The sequence below is a fragment of the Parabacteroides sp. merdae-related_45_40 genome, from assembly GCF_001915675.1.
Genome location: NZ_MNQY01000121.1, coordinates 32,278 through 56,044 on the forward strand (window position 1 = coordinate 32,278; position 23,767 = coordinate 56,044).

Annotated in this window: 23 protein-coding genes; 16 read left to right on the plus strand and 7 right to left on the minus strand. The window is 49.4% G+C overall.

Annotated elements, in window-relative coordinates; translation table 11 throughout:
- Positions 1 to 73: 73 nt before the first annotated feature.
- The gene (locus BHV83_RS16495) at positions 74 to 223 is read right to left on the minus strand and encodes a hypothetical protein (protein WP_005635280.1); all 150 of its coding nucleotides are present in this window, start codon (positions 221 to 223) and stop codon (positions 74 to 76) included.
- Between the two features lie 143 nt (positions 224 to 366).
- On the opposite strand from BHV83_RS16495, the gene BHV83_RS16500 reads away from it, so the two are divergent.
- Positions 367 to 2,505 carry a VapE domain-containing protein gene (locus tag BHV83_RS16500; RefSeq protein WP_286757761.1) on the plus strand — a complete coding sequence of 713 codons (2,139 nt, stop codon included), beginning with the start codon at positions 367 to 369 and terminating at the stop codon, positions 2,503 to 2,505.
- A 304-nt stretch (positions 2,506 to 2,809) separates the two neighbouring features.
- Here the strand turns inward: BHV83_RS16500 and BHV83_RS16505 are convergent, their stop codons facing one another.
- Both BHV83_RS16505 and BHV83_RS16510 read right to left on the minus strand, forming a co-directional pair.
- On the minus strand, positions 2,810 to 3,748 hold the full coding sequence (locus BHV83_RS16505; RefSeq protein ID WP_122121376.1) for an Rpn family recombination-promoting nuclease/putative transposase: 939 nt from the start codon (positions 3,746 to 3,748) through the stop codon (positions 2,810 to 2,812).
- A 93-nt stretch (positions 3,749 to 3,841) separates the two neighbouring features.
- Positions 3,842 to 4,051 (minus strand): DUF4248 domain-containing protein, encoded by a 210-nt coding sequence (locus BHV83_RS16510; RefSeq protein ID WP_005635272.1) that lies wholly within the window; start codon positions 4,049 to 4,051, stop codon positions 3,842 to 3,844.
- Between the two features lie 207 nt (positions 4,052 to 4,258).
- Here BHV83_RS16510 and BHV83_RS16515 point away from each other — a divergent pair, with 207 nt between their 5' ends.
- From BHV83_RS16515 to BHV83_RS16540, 6 genes are all read left to right on the plus strand, one after another.
- Positions 4,259 to 4,765 (plus strand): HU family DNA-binding protein, encoded by a 507-nt coding sequence (locus tag BHV83_RS16515; protein WP_005635270.1) that lies wholly within the window; start codon positions 4,259 to 4,261, stop codon positions 4,763 to 4,765.
- 90 nt (positions 4,766 to 4,855) lie between these two features.
- Positions 4,856 to 4,966: a smalltalk protein gene (locus BHV83_RS16520; protein WP_005635268.1), complete on the plus strand. Its 111-nt coding sequence runs from the start codon at positions 4,856 to 4,858 to the stop codon at positions 4,964 to 4,966.
- Positions 4,963 to 5,427, plus strand: a complete 465-nt coding sequence (locus BHV83_RS16525; RefSeq protein WP_005635265.1) for an N-acetylmuramoyl-L-alanine amidase — start codon at positions 4,963 to 4,965, stop codon at positions 5,425 to 5,427. Before BHV83_RS16520 ends, BHV83_RS16525 begins: the two co-directional genes overlap by 4 nt.
- A gap of 119 nt (positions 5,428 to 5,546) precedes the next feature.
- Entirely contained in the window at positions 5,547 to 7,922 is a 2,376-nt protein-coding gene (locus BHV83_RS16530) for an ABC transporter permease (protein WP_122131937.1), read from the plus strand.
- A 27-nt stretch (positions 7,923 to 7,949) separates the two neighbouring features.
- Positions 7,950 to 8,630 carry an ABC transporter ATP-binding protein gene (locus BHV83_RS16535; protein WP_005635260.1) on the plus strand — a complete coding sequence of 227 codons (681 nt, stop codon included), beginning with the start codon at positions 7,950 to 7,952 and terminating at the stop codon, positions 8,628 to 8,630.
- A gap of 106 nt (positions 8,631 to 8,736) precedes the next feature.
- Complete coding sequence (locus tag BHV83_RS16540; RefSeq protein WP_005635257.1) at positions 8,737 to 9,678, plus strand: sugar phosphate isomerase/epimerase family protein; 942 nt, start codon at positions 8,737 to 8,739, stop codon at positions 9,676 to 9,678.
- Between the two features lie 223 nt (positions 9,679 to 9,901).
- On the opposite strand, the gene BHV83_RS16545 is transcribed toward BHV83_RS16540, so the two are convergent.
- Complete coding sequence (locus BHV83_RS16545) at positions 9,902 to 10,330, minus strand: HIT family protein (protein WP_005635255.1); 429 nt, start codon at positions 10,328 to 10,330, stop codon at positions 9,902 to 9,904.
- 290 nt (positions 10,331 to 10,620) lie between these two features.
- On the opposite strand from BHV83_RS16545, the gene BHV83_RS16550 reads away from it, so the two are divergent.
- The gene (locus BHV83_RS16550; RefSeq protein WP_005648700.1) at positions 10,621 to 10,926 is read left to right on the plus strand and encodes a hypothetical protein; all 306 of its coding nucleotides are present in this window, start codon (positions 10,621 to 10,623) and stop codon (positions 10,924 to 10,926) included.
- 204 nt (positions 10,927 to 11,130) lie between these two features.
- Complete coding sequence (locus tag BHV83_RS16555) at positions 11,131 to 12,408, plus strand: hemolysin family protein (RefSeq protein WP_005635249.1); 1,278 nt, start codon at positions 11,131 to 11,133, stop codon at positions 12,406 to 12,408.
- 7 nt (positions 12,409 to 12,415) lie between these two features.
- On the opposite strand, the gene BHV83_RS16560 is transcribed toward BHV83_RS16555, so the two are convergent.
- Positions 12,416 to 13,102, minus strand: coding sequence for a potassium channel family protein (locus tag BHV83_RS16560; RefSeq protein WP_005648702.1), 687 nt, complete (start codon positions 13,100 to 13,102; stop codon positions 12,416 to 12,418).
- Between the two features lie 15 nt (positions 13,103 to 13,117).
- Positions 13,118 to 14,938 carry a TrkH family potassium uptake protein gene (locus BHV83_RS16565; RefSeq protein ID WP_286757763.1) on the minus strand — a complete coding sequence of 607 codons (1,821 nt, stop codon included), beginning with the start codon at positions 14,936 to 14,938 and terminating at the stop codon, positions 13,118 to 13,120.
- A gap of 225 nt (positions 14,939 to 15,163) precedes the next feature.
- On the opposite strand from BHV83_RS16565, the gene BHV83_RS16570 reads away from it, so the two are divergent.
- From BHV83_RS16570 to BHV83_RS16600, 7 genes are all read left to right on the plus strand, one after another.
- Positions 15,164 to 15,904, plus strand: coding sequence for an NUDIX hydrolase (locus BHV83_RS16570; RefSeq protein WP_036658802.1), 741 nt, complete (start codon positions 15,164 to 15,166; stop codon positions 15,902 to 15,904).
- 6 nt (positions 15,905 to 15,910) lie between these two features.
- Complete coding sequence (locus BHV83_RS16575; RefSeq protein WP_005648708.1) at positions 15,911 to 17,398, plus strand: xylulokinase; 1,488 nt, start codon at positions 15,911 to 15,913, stop codon at positions 17,396 to 17,398.
- 40 nt (positions 17,399 to 17,438) lie between these two features.
- Entirely contained in the window at positions 17,439 to 18,767 is a 1,329-nt protein-coding gene (xylA, locus tag BHV83_RS16580) for a xylose isomerase (RefSeq protein ID WP_005635242.1), read from the plus strand.
- Positions 18,768 to 18,854: 87 nt separating this feature from the next.
- Positions 18,855 to 20,399 (plus strand): D-xylose transporter XylE, encoded by a 1,545-nt coding sequence (gene xylE / locus BHV83_RS16585; protein WP_122205840.1) that lies wholly within the window; start codon positions 18,855 to 18,857, stop codon positions 20,397 to 20,399.
- Positions 20,400 to 20,434: 35 nt separating this feature from the next.
- Positions 20,435 to 21,253 carry a monofunctional biosynthetic peptidoglycan transglycosylase gene (mtgA, locus tag BHV83_RS16590; protein WP_005647186.1) on the plus strand — a complete coding sequence of 273 codons (819 nt, stop codon included), beginning with the start codon at positions 20,435 to 20,437 and terminating at the stop codon, positions 21,251 to 21,253.
- Entirely contained in the window at positions 21,250 to 21,918 is a 669-nt protein-coding gene (gene lipB / locus BHV83_RS16595) for a lipoyl(octanoyl) transferase LipB (protein ID WP_122205839.1), read from the plus strand. The genes mtgA and lipB overlap by 4 nt, the downstream gene beginning before the upstream one ends.
- Positions 21,915 to 22,877 (plus strand): tRNA-dihydrouridine synthase family protein, encoded by a 963-nt coding sequence (locus BHV83_RS16600; protein ID WP_122205838.1) that lies wholly within the window; start codon positions 21,915 to 21,917, stop codon positions 22,875 to 22,877. The genes lipB and BHV83_RS16600 overlap by 4 nt, the downstream gene beginning before the upstream one ends.
- Here the strand turns inward: BHV83_RS16600 and BHV83_RS16605 are convergent.
- Positions 22,847 to 23,608 (minus strand): exodeoxyribonuclease III, encoded by a 762-nt coding sequence (locus tag BHV83_RS16605; RefSeq protein WP_005647183.1) that lies wholly within the window; start codon positions 23,606 to 23,608, stop codon positions 22,847 to 22,849. The two genes, BHV83_RS16600 and BHV83_RS16605, sit on opposite strands and share 31 nt — an antisense overlap.
- Positions 23,609 to 23,767: the final 159 nt, after the last annotated feature.

A 23,767-nucleotide genomic window follows, 5' to 3' on the forward strand; every position in this document is an offset into this window, starting at 1 on the left:
AATTTTTCTTCGTCCGTGTGCTGGCTGAGGGCATTTGCGAGGCGGAAGAACCAGTGGAGCGTCGTTGCCGGCTTCAGCCCCTTTTAAAGTCTATGTAGATACGTTTGCTGATGTGGGCCGATTGGCAGAGGGTGTCGATGCTGATGCCCTCTTCGATCCTTTTCTTGTCGATGAATTCGGCAACTTGGCTGATTAGGCCGGGATTTTTGAAGTCTTTTGTCATGATATGAGTTATAATTAGTTAAATAGCAGGAAGTTTTCGGTTGTCCGGTTCCCTTATGTGGGAACTTTTGTTTGCCGGATAGTCCGTATTTTTATGCTGCTTATGACAGCGAGTGCAAATGTATAATTAATTTTAATAGTATTATGGAAAAATCTTTCAGCCTGTTTGCCAATTTCAAGCAAACAACCCCATCGGAGATCACGTTGGACCGTGTTTACCGGCTCATCACTACCGACTCCGACTTGCGTGACCGTACCGAGAAATTCCGCTTCTACCTCCGGGTAGGAAACAAGCAAATGTCGGCCTGCGAAAAGACTTCATGCCCCGCCTTCACTCCCGCCGTGCGATGCGAAGGAGGCAGGAAGCGCATGCATATTAAGGCTTATACCGGTTTGAGCCTTTGCGATTTGGATCATATACCGGAAGAACGGATGGCGGAGGCTTTTGCGGCGGTCTGTGCCGACCCCCATGTCCTTTTGGCCTACCATACGATCAGCGGACGAGGGCTGCGCGTCATTTACGCTTTTCTCTTTGAAGACGGCAGTTCCGTCGCGGACGCCGACCCTGCCGATCGGAAGACGCTCCGGGTCTACCAGGAGGGCTACCGACAGGGTAACGAACTTTTCGCCCGCCTCGCCGGGCTGGAATACGACAGCAGTTGCAAGAATCCCGAACGGATCAGCGGTACGGCTTATGATCCGGACGCCTATTACAATCCGGAAGCCCTGCCGCTCCAGGTCAAGCTGCCGCCTGCTCCCTCCGCGAAACCGGGTCGGCCGAAAGGACAGAAGGCGAAACCGGGACGCTATACCGCAACGGCGGGCAAGGCGGCCGAGGTGTCCGGAAAACGGCTGGAGGACGAAGGAATCCGCTATGAGCCGGGCCACCATAACGAATATGTCATGCGCACCGGCTACCTCTTCAACCTCTATGGCGTGCCGGAGGCGGAGGCCGTCGCATGGGCGATCGAGGCGTTTGCCGATTATGGCGCGGAGAACGTCGGGAGCACCTTCCGTTCCTGCTACGCGGGAGAGGAGGAGCATGGCTCCGTGCGCCTGCCCCGGAGCGCTGGCGGCAAAGGCAGATGGGAGGCAGACGAGGCGAACAAGCCGGCCGAGGTGGAGGCGATCGAGGCGTTCCTGTTTTCGCAGGCGGAGTTCCGCCACAATGTCATCACGCACCATTGTGAAATCCGCTGGACGGAGGAGGCCGGCTTCCTGCCGCTGACAGACCGTGACGTGAATACGCTTTGGGGGCGGATGAACAAAACGGTGGGACGCGTCTATCTGACGGATATATACAATGTGATACATTCCGAGTTCGTCCCCCTCTTCAACCCTTTCCAATCCTATTTCGACCATTTGCCATCATGGGACGGCGTGAGCGACCCTATCGGCGACCTGGCCGATACGGTGCATGTCAAAAGCGACCAGGCGGAGTTTAGGGACTATTTCCGGAAATGGTTTGTCGGCATATTGCCCGCGCTGCTCGACGATACGGTCGTGAACCATGAGATCCTGGTCCTTATCGGCGAACAGGGGCTTTACAAAACCACCTGGTTCAACTTCCTGCTGCCACCCGAACTGCGCTGCTATTTCTATACGAAGACGAACAGCGACCGCTTGAATAAGGACGATCTCTTTTCGCTTACCGAATTCGCCCTGATCTGCTTCGAGGAGCTCGACGGCATGCGGCCTGCCGAGTTGAACCAGTTGAAGGCGATGGTCACCATGCCCTACGTCAACGAGCGGGCGGCCTACGGGCGCAACAAGGAGCGCCATCCGCATATCGCTTCGTTTTGCGGCACGGGCAATAATGTCCAGTTCCTGACCGACCCGACCGGCAACCGCCGCTGGTTGCCTTTCGAGGTGTCGCAGATCCGGGATCCGCATCAGCATGCCATCCCTTACGAGCTGGTCTACAGCCAGGCCTATGCTTTGTGGAAAAGCGGTTTCTGCCACTGGTTCTCGCAGGAGGAGATACGGGTGCTGAACACGCATAACAGCCGCTTCGAAGTCCCCAACCTCGAAGAAGACCTGATCCGTACTCATTTCCGCAAACCGTTCGAGGGCGAGGCGGGCATCTTCGTCACGGCGGCCGATATCCTGGAGCAGATCAGTTCATGCCTGCGTTACCCCCTGAGTCCGAATAAAATCGGGCGTATCATGGCGGGGCTGGAGTTCGAATCGATCCGGTATAAAGGGAAAAGGGGCTATATCACTGTGAAAAAGACCGGGGAGGATATCGACAGGGAACGGAGATCCGGCGCTTTGGGATTGTGATTTTTTGCTTCCGGCCCGTTTTTTTGACACAATTGGCACATTTGACATAGGGTTGTAGAAATATATATACGCGAGATAAATAATTAATTATTTAATATACCTATGTAGGTATATATACCAGAATATATATTATTACCTATATATAGTTTAGCAACCCTATGTCAAATGTGCCAATTGTGTCAAATCCCGCAAGGTCCGTCTTCCGGCATTTCCATGATTGCCGGCCCGCGTTCCTACAAACGTCGGCCCGCATTCCTGCAAATGCCGGGCGGCAATCATGGGAATGCCGGGCGGTGTGGCAGGGTTATAGCTTCCCGATCTCTTCGGCCGTCAGCCCCGTGCAGCTTGAAATGGCGGCGGCATCCATGCCCATCCGCTTCATGTTGGCGGCGGTCTGGTGCAAGGCTTTCGCTTCACCTTTTGCGAGACCTTCTGCGAGGCCTTCTGCCTTTCCTTCTGTGAGCCCTTCCCACTTGGCATTCTCGATGGCGTCTTCCAGGATCACGACGTTGGTGAGGTGCTCTTCGTAGGCGTGGCGTTCCCCGCGTGTCATGGAGTCGTATTTCAGTTTCTCGCGGGCTTCGCGGAGGCCTGGGGCGGTCGTGTCCGGACGGATCGTGCCGTCTTTCAGGTATTCGATCCATTCGTCGAGCGGGGTGCTTGCTACCTTGTCGAACTCGTTCACGCGGATCAGGATGTATTCGGGGAAGATCTCGGACGGCAGGCGGGGAATGACGGCATCGCGTTCGCGCATGTTGATACGCAGGAGGTCGCCGGTATGCACGCCAACGAAATGGTTTTGCCCGTGATAGAAATAGTCCGTTCCGACACCGAGGTCGAAATAGAGGATGCTGATGGAATACACCTTCTTCACTTTCTGGTAGCTTTCGCCCAGGGAGATATGCTCGGTGATGGCCTTGGCTACGCCGTAGAGGATACGTTCGAGATAGTGTATTTCGCGGGTGTTCTGCACCTCGACGAGAATGATCTCCCCCTTGCTGTTGAGCGCCTTGATGTCGACACGGTTGAACTTGTCGTCGGCACTTCCCTGGTTGCTTTCGCTTTCAAGGATTTCGACGGTCTTGATCTCTTCGTTCAGCATGACGGTCAGGAAACCGTCGAGCACGTCGAAGTTAGCCTTCTGCCGCAACAAGCGTTTGATGGCCCAATCGAAACGGATATACCGGTCTTGTAACTCTATTCTTTCTTTCTCTGCCATGATTTTAGGATCTTGATCTTCCATAGTTAATGTTTTTTCTATTTGTTATGTGATTCACAAATGTAGGTATTATTCATGAACAGGCAACGGAACAACCGGAAAGTTTTGTGCAATATCCTATGGTTCTCCCAGATATTCGAAAATCAGTGCCACCTGCCGGGAGGTGAAGAGCCGTTGTTTCGTGTAGTAGCCGGTCTGTCGCAACGCTTCCGTGAGCGGGCGGTTCAGGCGTATCCAGGCGGCGAGCCGGTTCAGTGCGGCCTGGGAGGTGATCTCCGGTGCATAGGCCTGTGCCAGTTCGCTCTTGCTGTAGGGACGGATTTTCATGATTTTTCTGTTTGATTGTATGGTTATAAAGATACGGAAAAAATCTGGGATACGGAAGTGTTTCTGCTCATGAATCGGTTATATATCTAACCTTATTCATGGTTGGCTCACACTGTCTCATCCTGTCTCCCGATCGCCTTTTGCGCCTGCCGTATCTTTGTCTCAGAGATTAATAGCAGAGAAGTATTCATTAAAAAAAGTAAGGTTATGCCATTAAATTACAGTATTGTTTTGTTGGGCAATCCGCGTAAGCCGGACGATCCGAAGAAAGCCTACGCCCGTTCGCAGGTCAGCAAGGAGCTTACGTTGAAAGGGCTTTCGCAACGTGTCGCGGCCCAGACGACCGTGAGTCGTGCGGATGTTTCAGCGGTGTTGATCAGTGTGGTCGAGAATATGATCGAGGCCCTGCGCGACGGGGAGCAGGTTGATTTCGGCGAGTTGGGCAAGTTCCGTTTGCAGGCGACCAGCCGGGGAGCCGATAGCGCGGAGGTGTTTACTGCCACCAATATCACCGGAGTCAATATCCAGTTCGTTCCCGGCGACGATCTGAAAAAGATCTTCAACGGTATGAGTTTCAATCCCGTACCCAGCCGTGCATCCGTACGTGCCGTACTCCGTGCCGAGAAAGCAGGCGAGACGACGGTCGACCTGTCGAAGAAACCGAACGAAGGAGGTGGGAGCGGAGGCGAAGATGACCGGCCGGGAGAACTTTAAGCAATTGATAATTGACAATTAAAAGCAAGAGAAAAGCGTAGGGCGGGACCCTGCCCCATGCTTTTCAAATCATAAATCATAAATCTCATCATGGAACAAAAAAACGAAAAGAAATCTGTCTGGGGAGTGCTCCTCAAAGTGATCATCGCCGTAGCCAGCGCCATTGCCGGTGCGCTCGGCATAAGCGCCTGCTCGTTATGACGGCGGGATGTTTCTATCAGAATTATCGGGAGGTACGCCTCCTGATAATTCATTGCAGCGCGACGCGCTATGACCGCGATTTCCCGGTGGAGGCCTTGCGGGCTTCACACAAGGCGAGAGGATTTGCCGATATCGGCTATCATTTCTATATCACCCGCGACGGCTATCTCCACCGTTGCCGTCCCGTCAACCAGATCGGCGCACATGCAGCCGGGTGGAACGACCGGAGCATCGGCATCTGTTATGAAGGCGGTCTCGATGAGGCGGGAACCCCTTCCGACACCCGTACCTACGCCCAGAAATGTTCGCTGCTCGACCTGCTCCGCCAGCTCCGGCGGGACTATCCGGAGGCGAAGATAGTGGGGCATTGCCAACTGAGTCCTTACATCCGCAAGGCCTGCCCTTGCTTCGACGCCAGGGAGGAGTATGCGGGATTGGAAGAGGAAGTGTCAAGAAAATAGACAGTGGTGTCTAATTATTAGACAGTCTGTTCGAATTGTTGGATATCTATTTTATTGATTATTTGCCTATTATGCTATTTGGCATATTTTTTGTTATTATTGAAGCAAAACAGTTGGATATGAAAACGATTTTGCGAAATTTCTTTAGTGTGCTCCGCCGGTTCAAGACGGCTTCTGTTTTGAATGTGCTGGGGTTGAGCATTGCTTTTGTGGCGTTTATGCTCATTATGATGCAGGTGAATTATGATTATACGTTCGACCGCAGCCACCCGAACGCCGATGCTATCTTCCGGGTGGATATCGTGCACGGAAGCAAAGGGTCGCAAGCCATTATCTGCCGTCCGTTCGCGCGGGCGTTTACCGGGTCTTCGCCTCTTATAGAGGAAGGATGCCTTTTGAGTGCTTGGACCGAAAGCCGTTTTTTCTATATAGAGGATGGCGGACAGCGGACGAGCTACAAGGAAGATGCGTGGAACGTGACTCCCGGAGTCTTGGAAGTGTTCCGTTTCGATATGCTCGAAGGAAGCGAGCGCTCTTTGGATGAGCCCAATAGCGTAGTCCTTCCGGAAAGCATGGCGAGAAAGATCTTCGGTGACGAATCGGCGGTAGGCAAGCAACTGATCTCTGCCAATCCTATGGAAGATGCGAAAATCGTGAAAGGCGTGTATAAGGATTTTCCCCGTAACTCTGCTTTGAAGAACGTCATGTACACGTCGATGAGTCCGAAGGAAAACTATGATAACTGGGGAAACTGGAATTATTTTTTCTTTGTCCGTCTGGGCGAGGGGATGGATAAGGCTGAGGTGTTGGACAATTTCAAGCGTAATTTTAATGCGAAGGAAGCCTTCGGCAATGAGTTCGAATGGGGGGAGGAGAATAGCTTGGATCTCCGCCTGACCTCTTTGCCGGATGTCCATTTCCTGAATAACGTGGATTTCGATTCGATGCCGAAAGCGAGCCGCCAGACGTTGCTGGTACTTTTCTCCATCGCTTTTGTCATCCTTATTATCGCCGGTATCAATTTTACCAATTTCAGCACGGCGCTGACTCCTATGCGCATCAAGAGCATCAACACGCAGAAGGTGTTGGGCAGTTCCGACCGTACGTTGCGTGGAAGTTTGTTGGTAGAGGCGGTCTGCGTCAGTCTGTTTGCTTATCTGCTTTCGCTTCTTTTCTTATACATAATCCCCAAAACACCGGTAGTCTCGCTGGTGGATGCCGACATCTCGTTCGGGGCGCAGCCGATGATCATTGCCGGCACGGCCGTGATCGCGGCGATCGTGGGAGTGCTGGCCGGCCTTTATCCTTCCTACTATGTCACCTCTTTCCCGCCGGCATTGGTGTTGAAAGGAAGTTTCGGCCTCTCGCTTGCCGGGCGCCGGATGAGGAGCGTGCTGGTGGGGGTCCAGTTTGTGGCTTCTTTCATCCTGATTATCGGCTCTTTGTTTATGTACCTGCAAAATCATTATATGCAGAATGCGCCGTTGGGATATGACAAGGAGGAGATGATTATCGTGCACCTGAATGATAATATCAATAAGAACCGGGATGCTTTCACGGACCGGTTGAAATCGTTCTCCGGCGTGGAGGATGTGACCTATTCCCAATTCCTGCTTTCGAGCCAGGACCAGTACATGGGATGGGGGCGTGACTATAATGGGAACAACATCAATTTCCAGTGTCTTCCTGTTTCTTCTTCTTTCCTGAAAGTGATGGGGATAGAGGTCAAGGAAGGCCGTGATTTCCGTCCGGAAGACGATCAGAAGGAGACGGGTTGCTATATATTCAACGAAAAGGCGAAGGCGCAGTACGAATTGAAGTTGAACGAAAAGATCGACGGTGACGAGATCATCGGTTTTATCCCGGATATCAAGTTCGCCTCATTCCGCCAGGAAGTTACCCCGATGGCTTTCTATCTTTGGGGCAAATACCAGTGGGGGCAGGAAGGCAACTATTATAATACCGCCTATGTGAAGTTCAAGGCGGGAAGCGACCTTCGCTCCGGAATGGAGCATGTGCGCGAGTCGCTGGAAAAGTTCGATTCGGAGTATCCTTTTGTGGTCCGTTTCTATGACGAGGTTTTACAGCATACCTACGAAAAGGAATTGAAGATCGGTTCTTTGATCACCTTGTTCAGCCTTGTCGCTATCTTTATCTCGATTGTGGGCGTGTTCGGCCTTGTCGTGTTCGAAAGCGAATACAAGCGGAAAGAGATCGCCGTGCGCAAGGTGTTGGGATCGACGACGGGAGAAATCTTGTATATGTTCAATGTGAGCTACTTCTGGATTTTGCTGATATGCTTCGTCTTCGGTGCTCCGGTCGCCTGGTACGGCGTACACCGTTGGCTGGAGAATTTCGCCTACCGTACGCCGATGTATTGGTGGGTGTTGCCGCTGGCTTTCCTGGCCGTAGGCGTGATCACGTTTATGACGGTGACGTACCAGAACTGGCATGTCGCTAACGAAAATCCGGTAAAGAACATAAAATCAGAATAAAATCAAAAAAACATAATTCAGAAAGTCATGATAAAGATCGAAGGTTTAAGTAAGTTTTTCCGTACGGAAGAGGTGGAGACGATTGCATTGAATAATGTTTCCCTGGAAGTGAAAGATGGCGAGTTTGTGGCTATCATGGGACCTTCCGGATGTGGCAAATCTACATTGCTGAATATCTTGGGGCTGCTGGACAATCCGACTTCGGGCGATTATTACCTGGCAGGCAAGGAAGTCGGGCATCTCAAGGAGAAGGAGCGTACGCAGGTCCGCAAAGGCAACATCGGTTTCGTGTTCCAGAGTTTCAACCTGATCGACGAACTGAACGTGTTCGAAAACGTGGAACTCCCGCTTACCTACCTGAAAGTAAAAGCCGGCGAGCGTAAGCAGATGGTGAACGATATCCTGAAAAGGATGAACATCAGCCACCGCGCGGGTCATTTCCCGCAGCAGCTTTCCGGGGGACAGCAGCAGCGTGTGGCCATCGCACGTGCTGTCGTTTCGAATCCGAAGATCATCCTCGCCGATGAGCCGACCGGTAACCTGGACTCGAAGAACGGAGCCGAAGTGATGCAATTGCTCACCGAACTGAACCGGGAAGGGACCACGATCGTCATGGTGACTCACTCCAAGCACGATGCCAGTTTCGCCCACCGGATCATCAATCTGTTCGACGGAAGCATCGTCTCGTCGGTGAACGAGTTTATCTGAGGTGCAGAAGAAAGAACAGGAAGCCGTTTGATTTTTTTTCAAACGGCTTTTTGTATGATTTCCAGAATAAAATCATACCTTTGGAGCAATCTAAATTTAATAGACCATGATCAATAGAAGAAACTTTTTGAAAAACGCGTCCCTGTTTACGTTGGGTGGCCTGATGGCCGGTAAGGTAGGGAATGCCGTTGCAGCGCAGCCTGCGACATCTGCCGCTTTCGAAGCGACGGCGGCCAAGAACATCGGTTTACAAATCTATTCTTTAGGCGACGAGCTCTACAAGGATGTTCCGGGAGGAATGAAGAAGTTGAAAAAGATGGGGTATCAGACCATCGAACTTGCCGGTTATGGGAAAGGCAAGATCCGTGATATCGAATTGATGGATTTCAAGAAGATGGCGGATGATGCCGGCATTACGATTCTGAGTTCGCATGTGAATCCTCCTGTTCGCGAATACACGAAAGACAACCTGAATACAATAAAGGAATACTGGAAGAAGACGGCTGACGACCATGCCAAGTTAGGAGTGAAATATCTGGTGCAGCCCGGCCAGCCCAGTACCCGTAACGTGGAAGAAACGAAATTTGTTTGTGAAGTCTTCAACGAAGCCGGAAAGATCGTGAAAGCGGCCGGCATACCGTTCGGTTACCACAATCACGACATGGAATTTGCCAAGGTGGTTCCCGGCGGCACGGAAATGAAGTTCGGACGCCATAACAAAGGCGAAAAAGTGTATGACATCTTCCTGGCGAATACGGACCCGTCATTGGTTTTCTTTGAGATGGACGTTTACTGGGCCGTGATGGGCCAGCAGGACCCGGTCGAGTATATCACGAAATATGCAGACCGTATCAAAGTGCTCCATATCAAAGACCGCTATGTCCTGGGGGATTCCGGCATGATGAACTTCGAGCAGATATTCAAGCATTTCTATGCAAACGGCCATAAGGACTATTTCGTTGAAATGGAAGGTACAGGCAGCGGACATCAGTTCGAAGGCGTGAAGAAAAGTGCCGATTACCTGCTGAAGTCTTCGTTTGTAAAGTAAGCAGACACGGAAGCATTAATAGAGTAAGAGGTGTGTCGAAACTATCCTGTTCCCGCGCTTGACGCGGGATCGCATTAAAACCAGCCCTATAAAAGTCTGATTGATAAGGTCTGTCCTTTTGCATCCCCGCATCAAGTGCGGGGACAAGGAGATTTTGACACACCTTCCTATATGTTATGTCCGGAAATCTTCCGCGTCCACTTTTGCAACTTCTGTGCCTGCCTTATAACGCCTCTTTGATCTTTTCAACCATATCCTGGTATTCCGCATCCGTCAAGTATACTTTTTGCGGGTTCATGGTAAATGTTCCGCCGAAGTCAGGGCCTCCTTCATATTTCGGGGCCAGGTGGAAATGAAGGTGCGACAGTTTATCCGAATAAGCGCCGTAATTGATCTTTTGTGGATTGAATACTTTCTGCATCGCGCGGGTCACCCGTACGACATCGGCCATGAATGCGTTCCGTTCTTCGTCGCTGAGCATGTTCAAGTCGTGTACGTGGTCTTTGTAGGCAACCAGGCAACGCCCGCGATACGTTTGTTCCTTGAACAGGAACAGTCTGGATACCGAGAGAGGAGCGATTTCGATCATCAGCTCGTGTAAAGTCTGATTGTTCTGGCAATACAGACAATCTTTGGGATCACTTAAATTCATATTTTATTAGATTTCATTAATGATGTGGCTAAATTAACAATTAAAATGGAGATTGGAAGAGGTGTGCCACATTTATTGTAGAAAAAATACACGGACTTCTACACTTTTTCCCATGTTTTATGGTTGGGTATCCGATGGTTTGCTCTTTTTCTACCCCTTATTTTGTAAGCTCTGGGACACTTTATCATGTTTTTGGCATGCTGTTGTGGTACGATCCTTGTACTTGTTTGATCAGATTGAATAAAGGTTTTAGTAATCACTTAGGTATTAATTTTTAAATTGTTAGAGTCATGAAAAAGATTGTTTTAATGGTAGCGGTAGTAGCATGTGTGGCATTCGCATCACAAGGTGTACAGGCATCGACTGTACAGGTATCAGTCGAAAACGTAATGCAGGACGATTTTGTGAAAATCGAGGTAAAGGAACTTCCCCAGGCCGTGCAGGATGCAATCGCCAAGTCTTACGAGGGCAGTACGGTGAAGGAAGCCTATGTTGCCGGTGCCGACGGTGCTAAGAAGTATAAAGTCGTCCTTGTCGACAAAGATCAGAAGGAACAGACGGTTGTTCTGAATGAGAAGGGCGAGGTAATCGAGTAAGTATGTATCTATCTCCCGATACTGTTTTCTAATAAAATTTTAAATAAGAGTTAGTGAAACTTATCGACACATGAAGCCGTTCTGTCTGCGAAGATAGAATGGCTTTTTTTATATATTAATTAGATTTATTTTCATCTTGTTAGATGTGAGAGTTCGAATAATTCATATCTTCGCCTCTCTAATCAATCGCTGTGTATATAGCAAATGGAAATATTTATTATTATCGGTCTTATCTTATTGAACGGCCTTCTTTCTATGTCGGAAATTGCTTTGGTGTCAGCTCGTAAGGCTCGTCTTGAGCTGGAAGCAAAACGTGGAAACAAATCTGCCAAGACTGCTTTGAAGCTGGCAAACGAACCGGACCGGTTTCTCTCTACCATCCAGATCGGGATTACGCTTATCGGTATTCTGACCGGTTTGTATTCGGGCGAGGCTTTTGCCTATGACCTGGCCGAGCATGTCCGCCGCATTCCTTTTCTGGAACCTTATGCGTTGGGAGTTTCCAAAACCACTATTGTCGTGATCGTCACTTATCTGACATTGATTATGGGCGAGCTGGTCCCCAAACGTATCGGTATGGGCTATGCTGAGCGTGTGTCGATGCTCGTTGCCAAACCGATGAATTTCCTTTCGCTGGTCGCCTCGCCTTTCGTGTGGCTGTTATCCAAGAGTACGGCGTTGACCGTCAGACTGATCGGAACCGATGCGACTGAAGAAAACAAGGTGACGGAGGAGGAGATCAAGGCGATTGTCAAAGAAGGCTTTGATGTCGGCGAAGTGCAGGAAGTCGAGCAGGACATCGTGGAACGCGTGTTCAATCTGGGCGACCGTAATGTCGGTTCTATCATGACACACCGCAGCGAGCTTGTCTGGCTGGACCTGACGGACAGTATCGAGCAGATACGCGAGAAAGTCCAGGAAAATCTTTTCAACATCTATCCGGTTGCTGCCGGAAAGTTTGACGATATCAAAGGCGTCGTCTATCTGAAAGACTTGTTCGGCCGTATCGACGAGCCGGATTTCTCTTTGTCGCAGGTGATTCGTCCGGCGGAGTTTATGCCGGAAAACCAGAGTGTGTATAATGCGTTGGAACAGTTCAAGCAGGCACGTGTGAAATATGGCATCGTCACGGACGAGTTCGGAGGCATCCAGGGGATCGTCACCTTGAAAGATATCATGGAAGGTCTGATCGGGCAGGTTCCCGATGTGGGGGAAGAGGCCGAGATCGTCGAGCGGTCCGACGGGACCTGGCTGGTGGACGGGCAGTACAACTTCTATGACTTCCTTGAATATTTCGACATGGAAGATTTGTATGCCGAGCATGACTATAATACGCTCAGCGGCCTGATCCTGGAGATTCTGGAACGGGTTCCGAAGACCGGTGAGAAATTGAGCTGGTTGAACTTCGAATTCGAGATCGTCGATATGGACGGCGCCCGTATAGATAAGGTTTTGGTTTCCAAGATACCTCAGAAAGAATAAACCGGCGTCAGATATCTGCCAGCCTGTGCAACACTTCCATCTTGCCGAAAAGGATGAGCAGATCACCTTCTTCGACTCTCAGGTCTCCGGTGATTTTGTCGATGACGGAGTATTGGGTTTGTTTTAACCCGATCAGGTTGCGTTCTGTCTTGGGGTGTTCGATGCCGACAAGGCGCACTCCGAAATTCTCTTCCAGGTCTATGGTCTGCAGGGTCTGTCCGACAAAGGTGACAGGTGCTTTTATCTTGTAGAGATGGTGTGTGTCCGTCACTCTGTACCATTGTTTGAAGAGTTCCCCAAGTAAGGATTGGGATGCGTACATACCGGCGAAATCATCTTCCGGAGTGATGATCTCCGCTACACCGATCGAACGGATCACTGCCTCGTGGATGGGAGAAATCCCTCGTACGATCAGTTTGTTCACATCTAAGTTCTTTAGCAGGGCTACAGTCTGTATGGAGGTCCCGAAGTCCTTGCCGAAGGTGACGAAGATGGCATCCATCTCGTTCAGTGGTAGCGTGTTCAAGGCGTCTTTGTCCGTCGTGTCGAGGCTGATTGCTCCGGATATGGTGTGTTTGACCGCTTCGGTCTTGTGCGGGTTGATATCTACGCCGATCACTTCATTGCCGATGCGTGTCAGGCTTTCGGCGATGGCGCGTCCCAGGTTTCCTAATCCGATTACTAAATATTTCATATTGTATTCTTTATGTTACATTAATATATTTTCCTGTGGATAGGTGTAATTCTTCTTTTTGTATTCCTTGTAGAAACTGATAAAGAAGGCCAGTATGCCGATACGTCCGACCAGCATGGTGAAGATGATGACCAGTTTTCCCGAAATGCTCAGTAACGGGCTGAAGTTCAAACTTAACCCTACCGTGCTGAGTGCCGACACGACTTCGAAGATCAAGGTGAAGACCGGTACGTCTTTTTCGGTAATGGACAATATCCAGACGGCCGCCCCCAGCCAGCAGAAATAGAAAACGATTGTGGCGAAAGCCCTGCGTATGGTTTCCGGTGATATTTCACGTTTGCGGATTTCCACATTCTCTTTCCCGCGGGCGGCGTTGTGTGCGGTCAGCAGGGCGACACAGACGGTCGTTACTTTCAAACCGCCGCCGGTAGACATGGGAGCGGCGCCTATTATCATCAGGATCAGTGTCAGCATGAGTGTTCCGGTAGTCAGCGTCCCCATATCCGCAACGCAGAATCCGGCCGTACGCGGGGTGACGGCTCCCAGGAATGCATTGGCAAGCTGTCCTCTGAACGGCAATCCGGCGAGCGTATTGTCCATTTCCAGCAGATAGTAGAAAAATGTACCGCCGGCAAGCAATACCAACGTGCTGATCATCACGATGTACGTGTTGATATTGATAATTCTGGGGGTATGGATATAATGCTTCTGCTGTCCGATTACGATCTTGAATGTATTGACAAGCAGATGTCGTAACAGCTTCAGGTAGTTGAAAACAATCGGGAAACCTAGCCCGCCGAATACGATGAGCAGGGCGATCCAGACATGCAGGTTGTATTTTTGGGCGACCAGCGGGTCATACATGTTTCCGCTCAGCGTCGAGATCCCAGCATTGCAGAAAGCCGAAACGGCATGAAACACAGCGTAGAACACTTCTTCCTGCGTGCCTCCCGGCAGCCCTCCCTTTATATCCAGATAAATCAGGTAGGCCCCTACACCTTCGATAAACAGTGTCACGAACAGGATGTTAAGGATCACCCGGAACAGCCCGTTCACCCGGTCTTCGTTCAGCATGTCTTTCAGAACGAGCTTGCTGGTGAAAGATGAATGCCCCATGAAAGAAAGGGCAAAAAAGCTGGTGAAAGTCATGACTCCTATACCGCCGATCTGGATAAGAAGCATGATGATGATATGTCCTGTATGCGTGAATGTCGTTGCCACATCGACTGTCGTCAGTCCGGTCACACAGACGGAGGTGGTCGAGATGAACAGGGCATCTACGAAATGAATCCCGTGCACCGTGGCGTTTGGCAACATCAGCAATCCCGAACCGACAAGGATGACGAACACGAAACTCAGCAGGAACAGGAGGGACGGCTTGATATGGCTTTGTAACAGCGTGAATGTCTGCCGCGACAAATGGATGGCGCTCAGCAACAGCAGGAGGAAATAAACGAACAGCGGTTCCGTGAGGAAACCGAGGTAGGGCAGCGACTGGTGGATGGCTTCTTTGAAGAATACTTTGCCCGATAGCACGGCAAAGAGGAAAAAATAAATGCCGATATCCAGGTATAACATTTTCTCTTGTATGATCTCTTTGAATTTCAAAATATACCGAAGCGATATCCCGGTAAAGAAAGCCAGCAGGAGGTAAACCCGGCTGGTTTCCAACATATGGGTGACATGGGCCGAATATTTGAATCCGAACTGATAGACCAGAATGAAGAGGGAGGCGAGAGAGGCGACGAGTATGATCCCTTCGGCCACCATGTTCAGCAAGCCCTTCATATTCGCCCAGTACATTCGGAATGAGAACTGTAGATGTTTGATATCCATAGTACGTCTTTTTTTAATAACAAATGTATTAAATAAATGTTAGAAGTTTCTTCCCTTTCCGGATAATCGCATTAAAATTCAGGTTTGATACAGTTCCTTTTTCTGTGAGTGATAATGTATGTTAAATAACGGGCTTTTTAGCCTTTTGAGTAGATATTGTTCGAATTACATTATGTCGTATGTCGTTTTAACCTTATATTTGCGGAGAATCTTTATTGGGATATTATGGAAACACAGGAAAATAAGCATGAAATGTTTTATCCGCACGTTTCGGTCGATTGCGTATTGCTTGGGACAAACGAAGATAAACTGTGCGTGTTGCTCGTCGAAAGACAAGTTGCCGGTAGTAACGAGAAACACTACAAATTGCCGGGAAGCTTGATTTATGAGAGTGAAGATCTGGATACGGCCGCTTATCGTGTCTTGAACGAAGCGACAGGTCTGAAACGTGTAGCCTTGAAACAGTTCCGCAGTTTCGGCTCTCCTGCCCGTACCAAGAATAAAGAGGATGTGCAATGGCTGGAAAATGCTTCCAAAATGAAAATCACACGAATCGTGACGGTCGCTTATCTGGCGTTGTGTAAGTTCGGGAAGAAAATGACGATGGGGGAGATGTCCGATACCCTTATCTGGGCACCTATAAATGAATTGCCACATCTGCCATTCGACCATAAGGAAATTGTTGAAGCTGCCGGCGAAGAGATACGGCGGTGGGTGGATGTCGAACCGGGTATCGTTTTCGATTATCTTCCGTCAAAGTTTACGGCCTATCAGTTGCGGCGCATTTTTGAGATCATTTATAATAAGACGATAGATGTACGCAATTTCCATAAAAAGATGACGGCGATGGAATATGTCGTGCAGACGGATGAAGTGGAAACGGGAGTGAATCATCGGGCAGCCCGCTATTACCGGTTCGATAAGGTGAAATATAACAAGTTGCATTCGAAGTTTAATAAGATATGATATAGTATGTGTTTATTAGGTTGTGATATCGGAAGTTCTTCGGTGAAGGCTTCTATTGTCGATAAAGATACGGGGTTGACGCTTGCCTCTGATTTTTATCCGAAAGAAGAGGCGGCGATCAAAGCCGTGCGTCCCGGATGGGCGGAGCAGAATCCGGATGACTGGTGGATGTATCTGAAAGAAGCGATAAAGGGTGCGATCGCGAAGGCGGGCATCAAGGGAACGGAGATAGATGCGATCGGCATCTCGTACCAGATGCATGGGCTCGTATTGGTGGACAGGAAGATGCAGGTGCTGCGTCCGTCGGTGATCTGGTGCGACAGTCGTGCGGTGCCTTATGGGGATCGCGCTTTCAAGTCGATCGGCGAAAAGCAATGCCTGGCACATCTTTTGAATTCTCCCGGAAACTTTACGGCTTCCAAATTGGCATGGGTAAAAGAGTATGAACCGCAGATATTCGGACAGGTGCATAAATTCATGTTGCCTGGCGACTTTATTGCCATGCGCATGACGGGCGATATCGTCACGACTGTTTCAGGCCTTTCGGAAGGAATTTTCTGGGATTTCCGGAATAATAGCGTTTCTGAAGATCTGATGAACTATTTCGGGTTCAGCAAGGAACTGGTTCCGGATATCCGTCCGACTTTCGGTGTGCAGGGGGAATTGCTCGGATCGGTCGCTTCGGAGTTGGGTTTGAAGAAGGGTACGCCGGTTACCTATCGGGCCGGTGACCAACCCAACAATGCGTTGTCGCTAAATGTCCTGAATCCGGGCGAGATAGCCGCTACGGGCGGTACGTCGGGGGTCGTGTATGGTGTGAACGGCAAGGTGAACTACGACACGCTGTCCCGTGTGAATACGTTTGCGCATGTGAACCATTCGGCCGACCGGACGCGCTTGGGTGTCCTGCTGTGTATTAACGGTGTGGGAATCCTCAATTCATGGGTGAAGCGGAATGTGGCCCCGGAAGGTATAAGCTATCCTGCTTTGAACGAGCTGGCGGCGACTGTTCCGATCGGTTCGGAGGGCCTCTCGATTCTGCCTTTCGGGAACGGTGCGGAGCGTATGTTACAGAACAAGCAGGTGGATTGCTCCATTCACGGGCTGAATTTCAACATTCATAATAAAGCTCATATCGCCCGTGCCGCACAGGAAGGGATTGTCTTCTCTTTCAAATATGGCATGGATATCATGAATGAGATGGGGATCGATATCGGGGTGATCCGTGCCGGTAATGCCAACCTGTTCCTAAGCCCTATTTTCCGGGATGCGTTGGCTGGTGTGACAGGAACGGTGATCGAACTTTACGATACGAACGGGGCTGTCGGGGCTGCCAAAGGCGCCGGTATCGGGGCCGGCATCTATGCGTCGGCGGAAGAGGCGTTTGCTTCCCTGAAAAAGATCAATGTGATAGAGCCGGACGGACTGAAAGCGGATAAATACTGCGGGGCTTTCGAGGTCTGGAAAGAACGGTTGGAGAAAGCATTGGCGTAATAAACGAAAGCATTGTATAATCAATAAAATACTTATTATCATGAATTACTTTAAAGGTGAAAAAGAATTTTTTCCGGGAATTGGAAAAATAGAGTTTGAAGGACGCGAGTCAAAAAATCCGATGGCTTTTCATTACTATGATGAAAACAAGGTCGTAATGGGTAAAACTCTGAAAGACCACCTGCGTTTCGCTATGGCCTATTGGCATACATTATGTGCGGAGGGAGCCGACCAGTTCGGTGGCGGAACGAAGACATTTCCTTGGAATGCGGGCGCAGACCGTATTTCCCGTGCCAAGTATAAGATGGATGCTGCTTTCGAATTTATGACGAAATGTAACATACCTTACTATTGTTTCCACGATGTGGATGTCGTAGATGAAGCACCGACGTTGGCCGAATTTGAAAAGGACCTGCATACGATGGTCGAATATGCCAAACAACATCAGGAAGCGACGGGGAAGAAGCTGTTGTGGTCTACCGCCAATGTGTTCGGACATAAACGTTATATGAACGGGGCTGCCACAAATCCTTATTTCCCTGCTGTGGCTTGTGCCGGCACGCAGATCAAGAACGCGATCGACGCTTGTATTGCCTTAGGTGGCGAAAACTATGTGTTCTGGGGGGGACGTGAAGGCTATATGAGCTTGCTGAACACCAATATGAAACGCGAAAAGGAACATCTTGCCATGATGTTGACGATGGCACGTGACTATGCCCGCAAGAACGGGTTCAAAGGAACTTTCCTGGTAGAGCCTAAACCGATGGAACCGACTAAACATCAGTATGACGTGGATACGGAAACGGTTATCGGCTTCTTGCGCCATTATGGTCTCGACAAGGATTTTGCCATTAATATCGAAGTGAACCATGCCACATTGGCCGGGCATACATTTGAGCATGAACTTCAGGCTGCCGCCGATGCCGGTATGTTGTGCAGTATCGATGCCAACCGTGGTGATTATCAGAATGGTTGGGATACGGATCAGTTCCCGGTTGACATCTACGAACTGACACAGGCTTGGCTGGTTATCCTCGAAGCAGGCGGCTTGACTACCGGAGGTACGAACTTCGATGCCAAGACACGTCGTAACTCGACCGATCTGGATGATATTTTTCTGGCTCATATCAGTGGTATGGATTCTTTTGCCCGTGCTTTGATGGCTGCTGCCGATATCCTGGAACATTCTGATTACAAGAAAATGCGTGCCGAACGTTACGCTAGTTTCGACCAGGGTGACGGTAAGAAGTTCGAAGAAGGTAAACTTCTCCTCGAAGACCTGCGTACAATCGCTCTTGCCTCTGGCGAACCGAAGCAGATCAGCGGGAAACAGGAATTGTATGAGATGATTATCAACCAGTACATTTAATAACATATAAATAATGTTTTATCCGTTACTTTTGAATCAAACCAAAAGTAACGGATAAAACATTATTTACCTATATGAATCTCTATCGTGAAAAACAACAACTATTACATTTTTGGAATTACCCTCGTGGCGACATTGGGGGGATTATTATTCGGATATGATACAGCGGTGATATCCGGGACGGTTGAATCGCTGCGTAAATTCTTTATCGAACCTTTCGGGCTACCATTGGATCAGGCAAATGCGCTTGAAGGATTCGTTGTAAGCAGTGCCCTGATCGGTTGTATCTTAGGTGCTTCTTTTGCCGGTTGGATCAGCCAGCGGTATGGACGGAAACCTACGCTTGTGTTGGCTGCCATCCTGTTTTTGTTGTCGGCAATCGGTTCGGCGTGGCCGGAGTTGTTTGTCGGGATGCCTGGTAGCGGAGATCACACGTTCATGTACCTTTTTGTGTTTTACCGGATTGTCGGAGGAGTAGGAGTCGGTTTGGCTTCTATGGTTTCCCCGATGTATATTGCTGAGATGGCCCCGGCGGAGAAACGAGGAAATCTGGTGTCATGGAATCAGTTCGCGATTATTTTCGGTATGCTTGTCGTCTATTTTGTGAATTACAGTATCGCGTTGCAGGGAGATGCCGTCTGGTTGCATACGATCGGCTGGCGTTGGATGTTCGCGTCCGAAATCGTCCCGGCTTTGCTCTTTCTGGCCCTTCTGATGTTTGTACCGGAAACGCCTCGTTATTTGGTGATGCGCGGTAAGACGGATAAGGCACTGTCTGTATTGGATCGTTTGATGGGAAAAGAAAGAGCAGCACCTGAATTGGTGGAAATAAAAGAAAGTTTCAGGAAACAGGAACCCTCCATGCGTCCCTATTTTCTGTTTATGGGGATGTGGCTGGTGTTGTTTCTGCTTTTGTATGGAGCATTGGAACTGGCTGGAAACACGAGTGCTTTGGAGATCGCTTTGATTGGTAGCTTTTTTGTATCTCTGGTCTTCCCGGTGCGTTCATTCGGCGTGCTGATCATATTTGTCGGTGTCCTTTTGTCCGGTTTCCAGCAGTTTGTCGGGATCAACGTCGTGTTGTATTATGCGCCGGAGATCTTTAAGACAATGGGGGCCGCCACTGATGCCGCCTTGTTACAACAGATCGTGGTAGGAGCCGTGAACCTCTCTTTTACCGTGCTGGCTATCTTTACGGTCGATCGGTTCGGTCGCCGTCCGTTGATGATTATCGGAGCATTGGTCATGGCCGTCTCGATGATGATCTTGGGGACGACTTTCTATACGCATTCTGTCGGTATCGGTTCGTTAGTTTGTATGTTGGTGTACACGGCTGGTTTCGCGATGTCGTGGGGGCCGGTCTGTTGGGTATTGCTGGCAGAGATTTTCCCGAATACGATCCGTTCGACTGTTATGAGTATTGCCGTTGCCGGGCAGTGGATTGCCAATTTCCTTGTCTCCTGGACTTTCCCGATGCTCGATAAGAACCAGTATCTGACCGATACGTTCAATCATGGCATGGCCTACTGGGTTTATGGTGTCATGGGAGTTCTGGCTGCCCTATTTATATGGAAATTCGTTCCCGAAACAAAGGGTAGGACACTAGAGCAGATGGAACAATATTGGAAATAAATCCGTAAGTTTGCTGTCCGAAAAGACAAGAATCGATGCGCATATTGAAAAAAATACTGATAGGAAGCCGGAACCTGTTGCTGTTCCTGTTTGTTTCTAGTTTGTTGGCTGTGGTGGCATATAAGTTCATACCTGTTTACTACACTCCGCTGATGTTCATCCGCGTCTACGAACAGGTGCGGGATAGCAAGCCCATCAAGCTGGAACACAAATGGATGCCTTTGAAACAAATTGCCCAGCCATTGGCACAGGCGGTCGTGGCTTCGGAAGACAATCTTTTTCTCGACCATGACGGTTTCGATATGATACAGATTCAGAAAGCTCGTGCCGATGCCGAAAAAGGCAAACGTGTACGAGGAGCGAGCACTATCTCGCAACAGACTGCCAAGAACGTGTTTCTCTGGCCCGGAAGGACTTATTTGCGCAAAGGCATCGAAGCTTATTTCACCGTCCTGATCGAATGGATTTGGGGGAAAGAGCGTATCATGGAAGTTTATCTGAACTCGATCGAAATGGGAGACGGTATTTATGGTGCTGAAGCAGTCGCACAGGCTCATTTCAAAAAGCCGGCCTATAAACTGACAAAGGCGGAAGCGGCTTTGATCGCTGCGACCTTGCCGAATCCCCGCAAGTTCAACTCTGCAAAACCTTCTCCTTATATGCTGAAACGGCAGACGAAGATCATGTCGCTGATGGGGAAACTGCTTAAGATCGAAATGGGGTATGACAGTGGTGATCCCGATTCTGAATCCGGCAGTAGGAAGGTGCGTAGACGGAAGAAGCTCCGGGCGGAATCCGACACGACGGTCCGTCTGCCCGAAAAAAATATTTACATAAGAACGATAATCATATGAGTCATTTTATATATCACGACCTCGGACGTATCGAATATGAGAAGGCATTGGAACGCCAGACGATTGCTTTCAACGCCTTGTTGGAAGCGAAATCACAAGGCAGGACCGGGGAAAACCGGTTGTTTTTCTGCGAACATCAGCCGGTACTGACTATTGGAAAAAGTGGTAAGGACACCAACCTACTGATCCCGGAAGAACTGCTTGTGCAGCGAGGTATCTCTTTCTACCATATCAACCGGGGAGGGGATATCACGTATCACGGTCCCGGACAAATCACCGGATATCCGGTCTTCGATCTCGATACCTGGAAGTTGGGACTCAAGCAATATATCGACAGGTTGGAAGAAACCATTATCCGCTTTTTAGCTATCTATGGCATTAAAGGGGAGCGGCTCGCGGGAGCTACAGGTGTGTGGATCGATCCTGGTGTACCGAGAAAAGCCCGTAAGATTTGTGCGATCGGTGTGAAAAGCAGCCGTTTTGTCACCATGCACGGTTTTGCTTTGAATATAAATACCGACTTGGATTACTTCTCTTTGATCAACCCTTGCGGCTTTAAAGATAAAGGGGTTACTTCGCTTGAGAAAGAGATGGGGATGGAGCAGGATTTTGAAGAGGCCAAAGCACGTCTTCATTCACTTTTCATTGAAATGTTTCCGGAATGATGGAACCGTATGTTATTCATTTTGCCCCATTGCAGGGTTATACCGACTCGGTTTATAGGGAAGCACATGCACAAATATTCGGAGGTGTCGAAACCTATTACACCCCGTTTGTCCGTCTCGAAAAGACTGGCTTTCGCAATAAGGAGTTGTGGGATCTTGTACCGGAAGCAAATACATCCGCCTCACTTGTTCCCCAGATGATCGCAGTTTCGCCCGAAGAGTTCCGCCGGATTGCCGGTTTGTTTCGTGAATCAGGGTACCGGCGTGCTGATATTAATTTGGGTTGTCCTTTCCCGATGCAGGCACGACAACATCGGGGAGCGGGTATCCTGCCTTATCCGGATGAGGTGAAAGTGTTGTTGGAAACGATTTTTGAATTCCCGGAGATACAATTCTCGGTCAAACTGCGGTTAGGTTGGGATTCTCCTGAGGAGGCGCAAGCGCTTCTTCCTTTTTTGAACGGATTGCCCCTCACACATCTCACATTGCATCCCAGGATCGGTACGCAGCAATATAAAGGAAAGACTGACCTAAGTGCCTTTTCCCGATTTTATGATTCATGCACGCTTCCGCTTTTCTATAATGGAGACATCCGGACTTTGCCGGATATTCGTTCGTTAACCAGACGTTTTCCCCGTTTGAAAGGTATCATGATCGGACGTGGTCTGCTGTCTTCTCCTTGGCTGGCAACGGAATATATATCCGATACCCCGCTTACCGCTCAGGAGAAGATAGAGAAGTTGTCTGCTTTCCATACCTTACTGTTAGCGGGCTATTCTTTCCGTCTGGAGGGAGGCGAACACCAGGTACTCGACAAGATGAAGACCCTTTGGGATTACCTGTTGCCGGATGCAGAGAAACGGCTCCGGAAAAAAATATTGAAAAGTTCCCGGTTGGCAGATTATCAAGAGGCAGTGCGGAATTTGATTTACGACACCTCGATCACTGCCGGGCAATGATCCGAATGAACAGCCTCATTTAAAATATACGCTTTTTCCACTTGTGCTTTCATCGGTTCGCTGACCATGCAATAGTCAATACGCCAGCCCTTGTTTTTGGCACGAGCGCTGAAACGATAACTCCACCAAGTATATTCCTGTTTGTCCGGGTTGAGGAGGCGGAACGTGTCAATATAGCCGGCATCCAGGAAACGAGTCATCCATTCCCGTTCTTCCGGAAGGAAGCCGCTGTTCGTCGCATTGCGTACTGGGTCATGAATATCAATCGGTTCGTGGCAGATATTGTAGTCTCCGCATAAGATCAGTTTCGGACGCGATTTTTGTAGTTCCATTACATAGTTCTGGAAATCTTCCAACCATTCCATCTTGAATGCCTGACGCTCATCGCCGCTCGTACCCGAAGGGTGGTAAACGCTGATCACCGACAGATCCCCGAAATCGGCCCGGATGAAACGCCCCTCGTTATCGTATTTTTCGATTCCCATTCCATATTCTACATGGTCCGGTTCTCGGCGGCTCAGGATTGCGACTCCGCTGTAGCCTTTCTTCTGTGCACTGAAAAGCCACGCTTTGTAGCCAAGTGCTTCAAATGCTTCGGCTGGATATTGTTCCGGTTGTAACTTGGTCTCCTGCAGGCAAAGTACGTCGGGTTGTTCTTGTGCCAGCCATTCGGGCAATCCTTTTCCTACGGCGGCACGCAGGCCGTTTACATTGTATGTTATAATTTTCATCTCCTAATACTTATTTTAATGATAAGACAAATGTAATGTATTTTCTTCTATTGACATATTTTCAGTGAGGTAACCTCACCAAAATATCATTTCTCCTTTTTCACAGGGAGGAATCTTTCGGCACAGTTATCAAAATGACACCTCTTTCCCATCTAAATT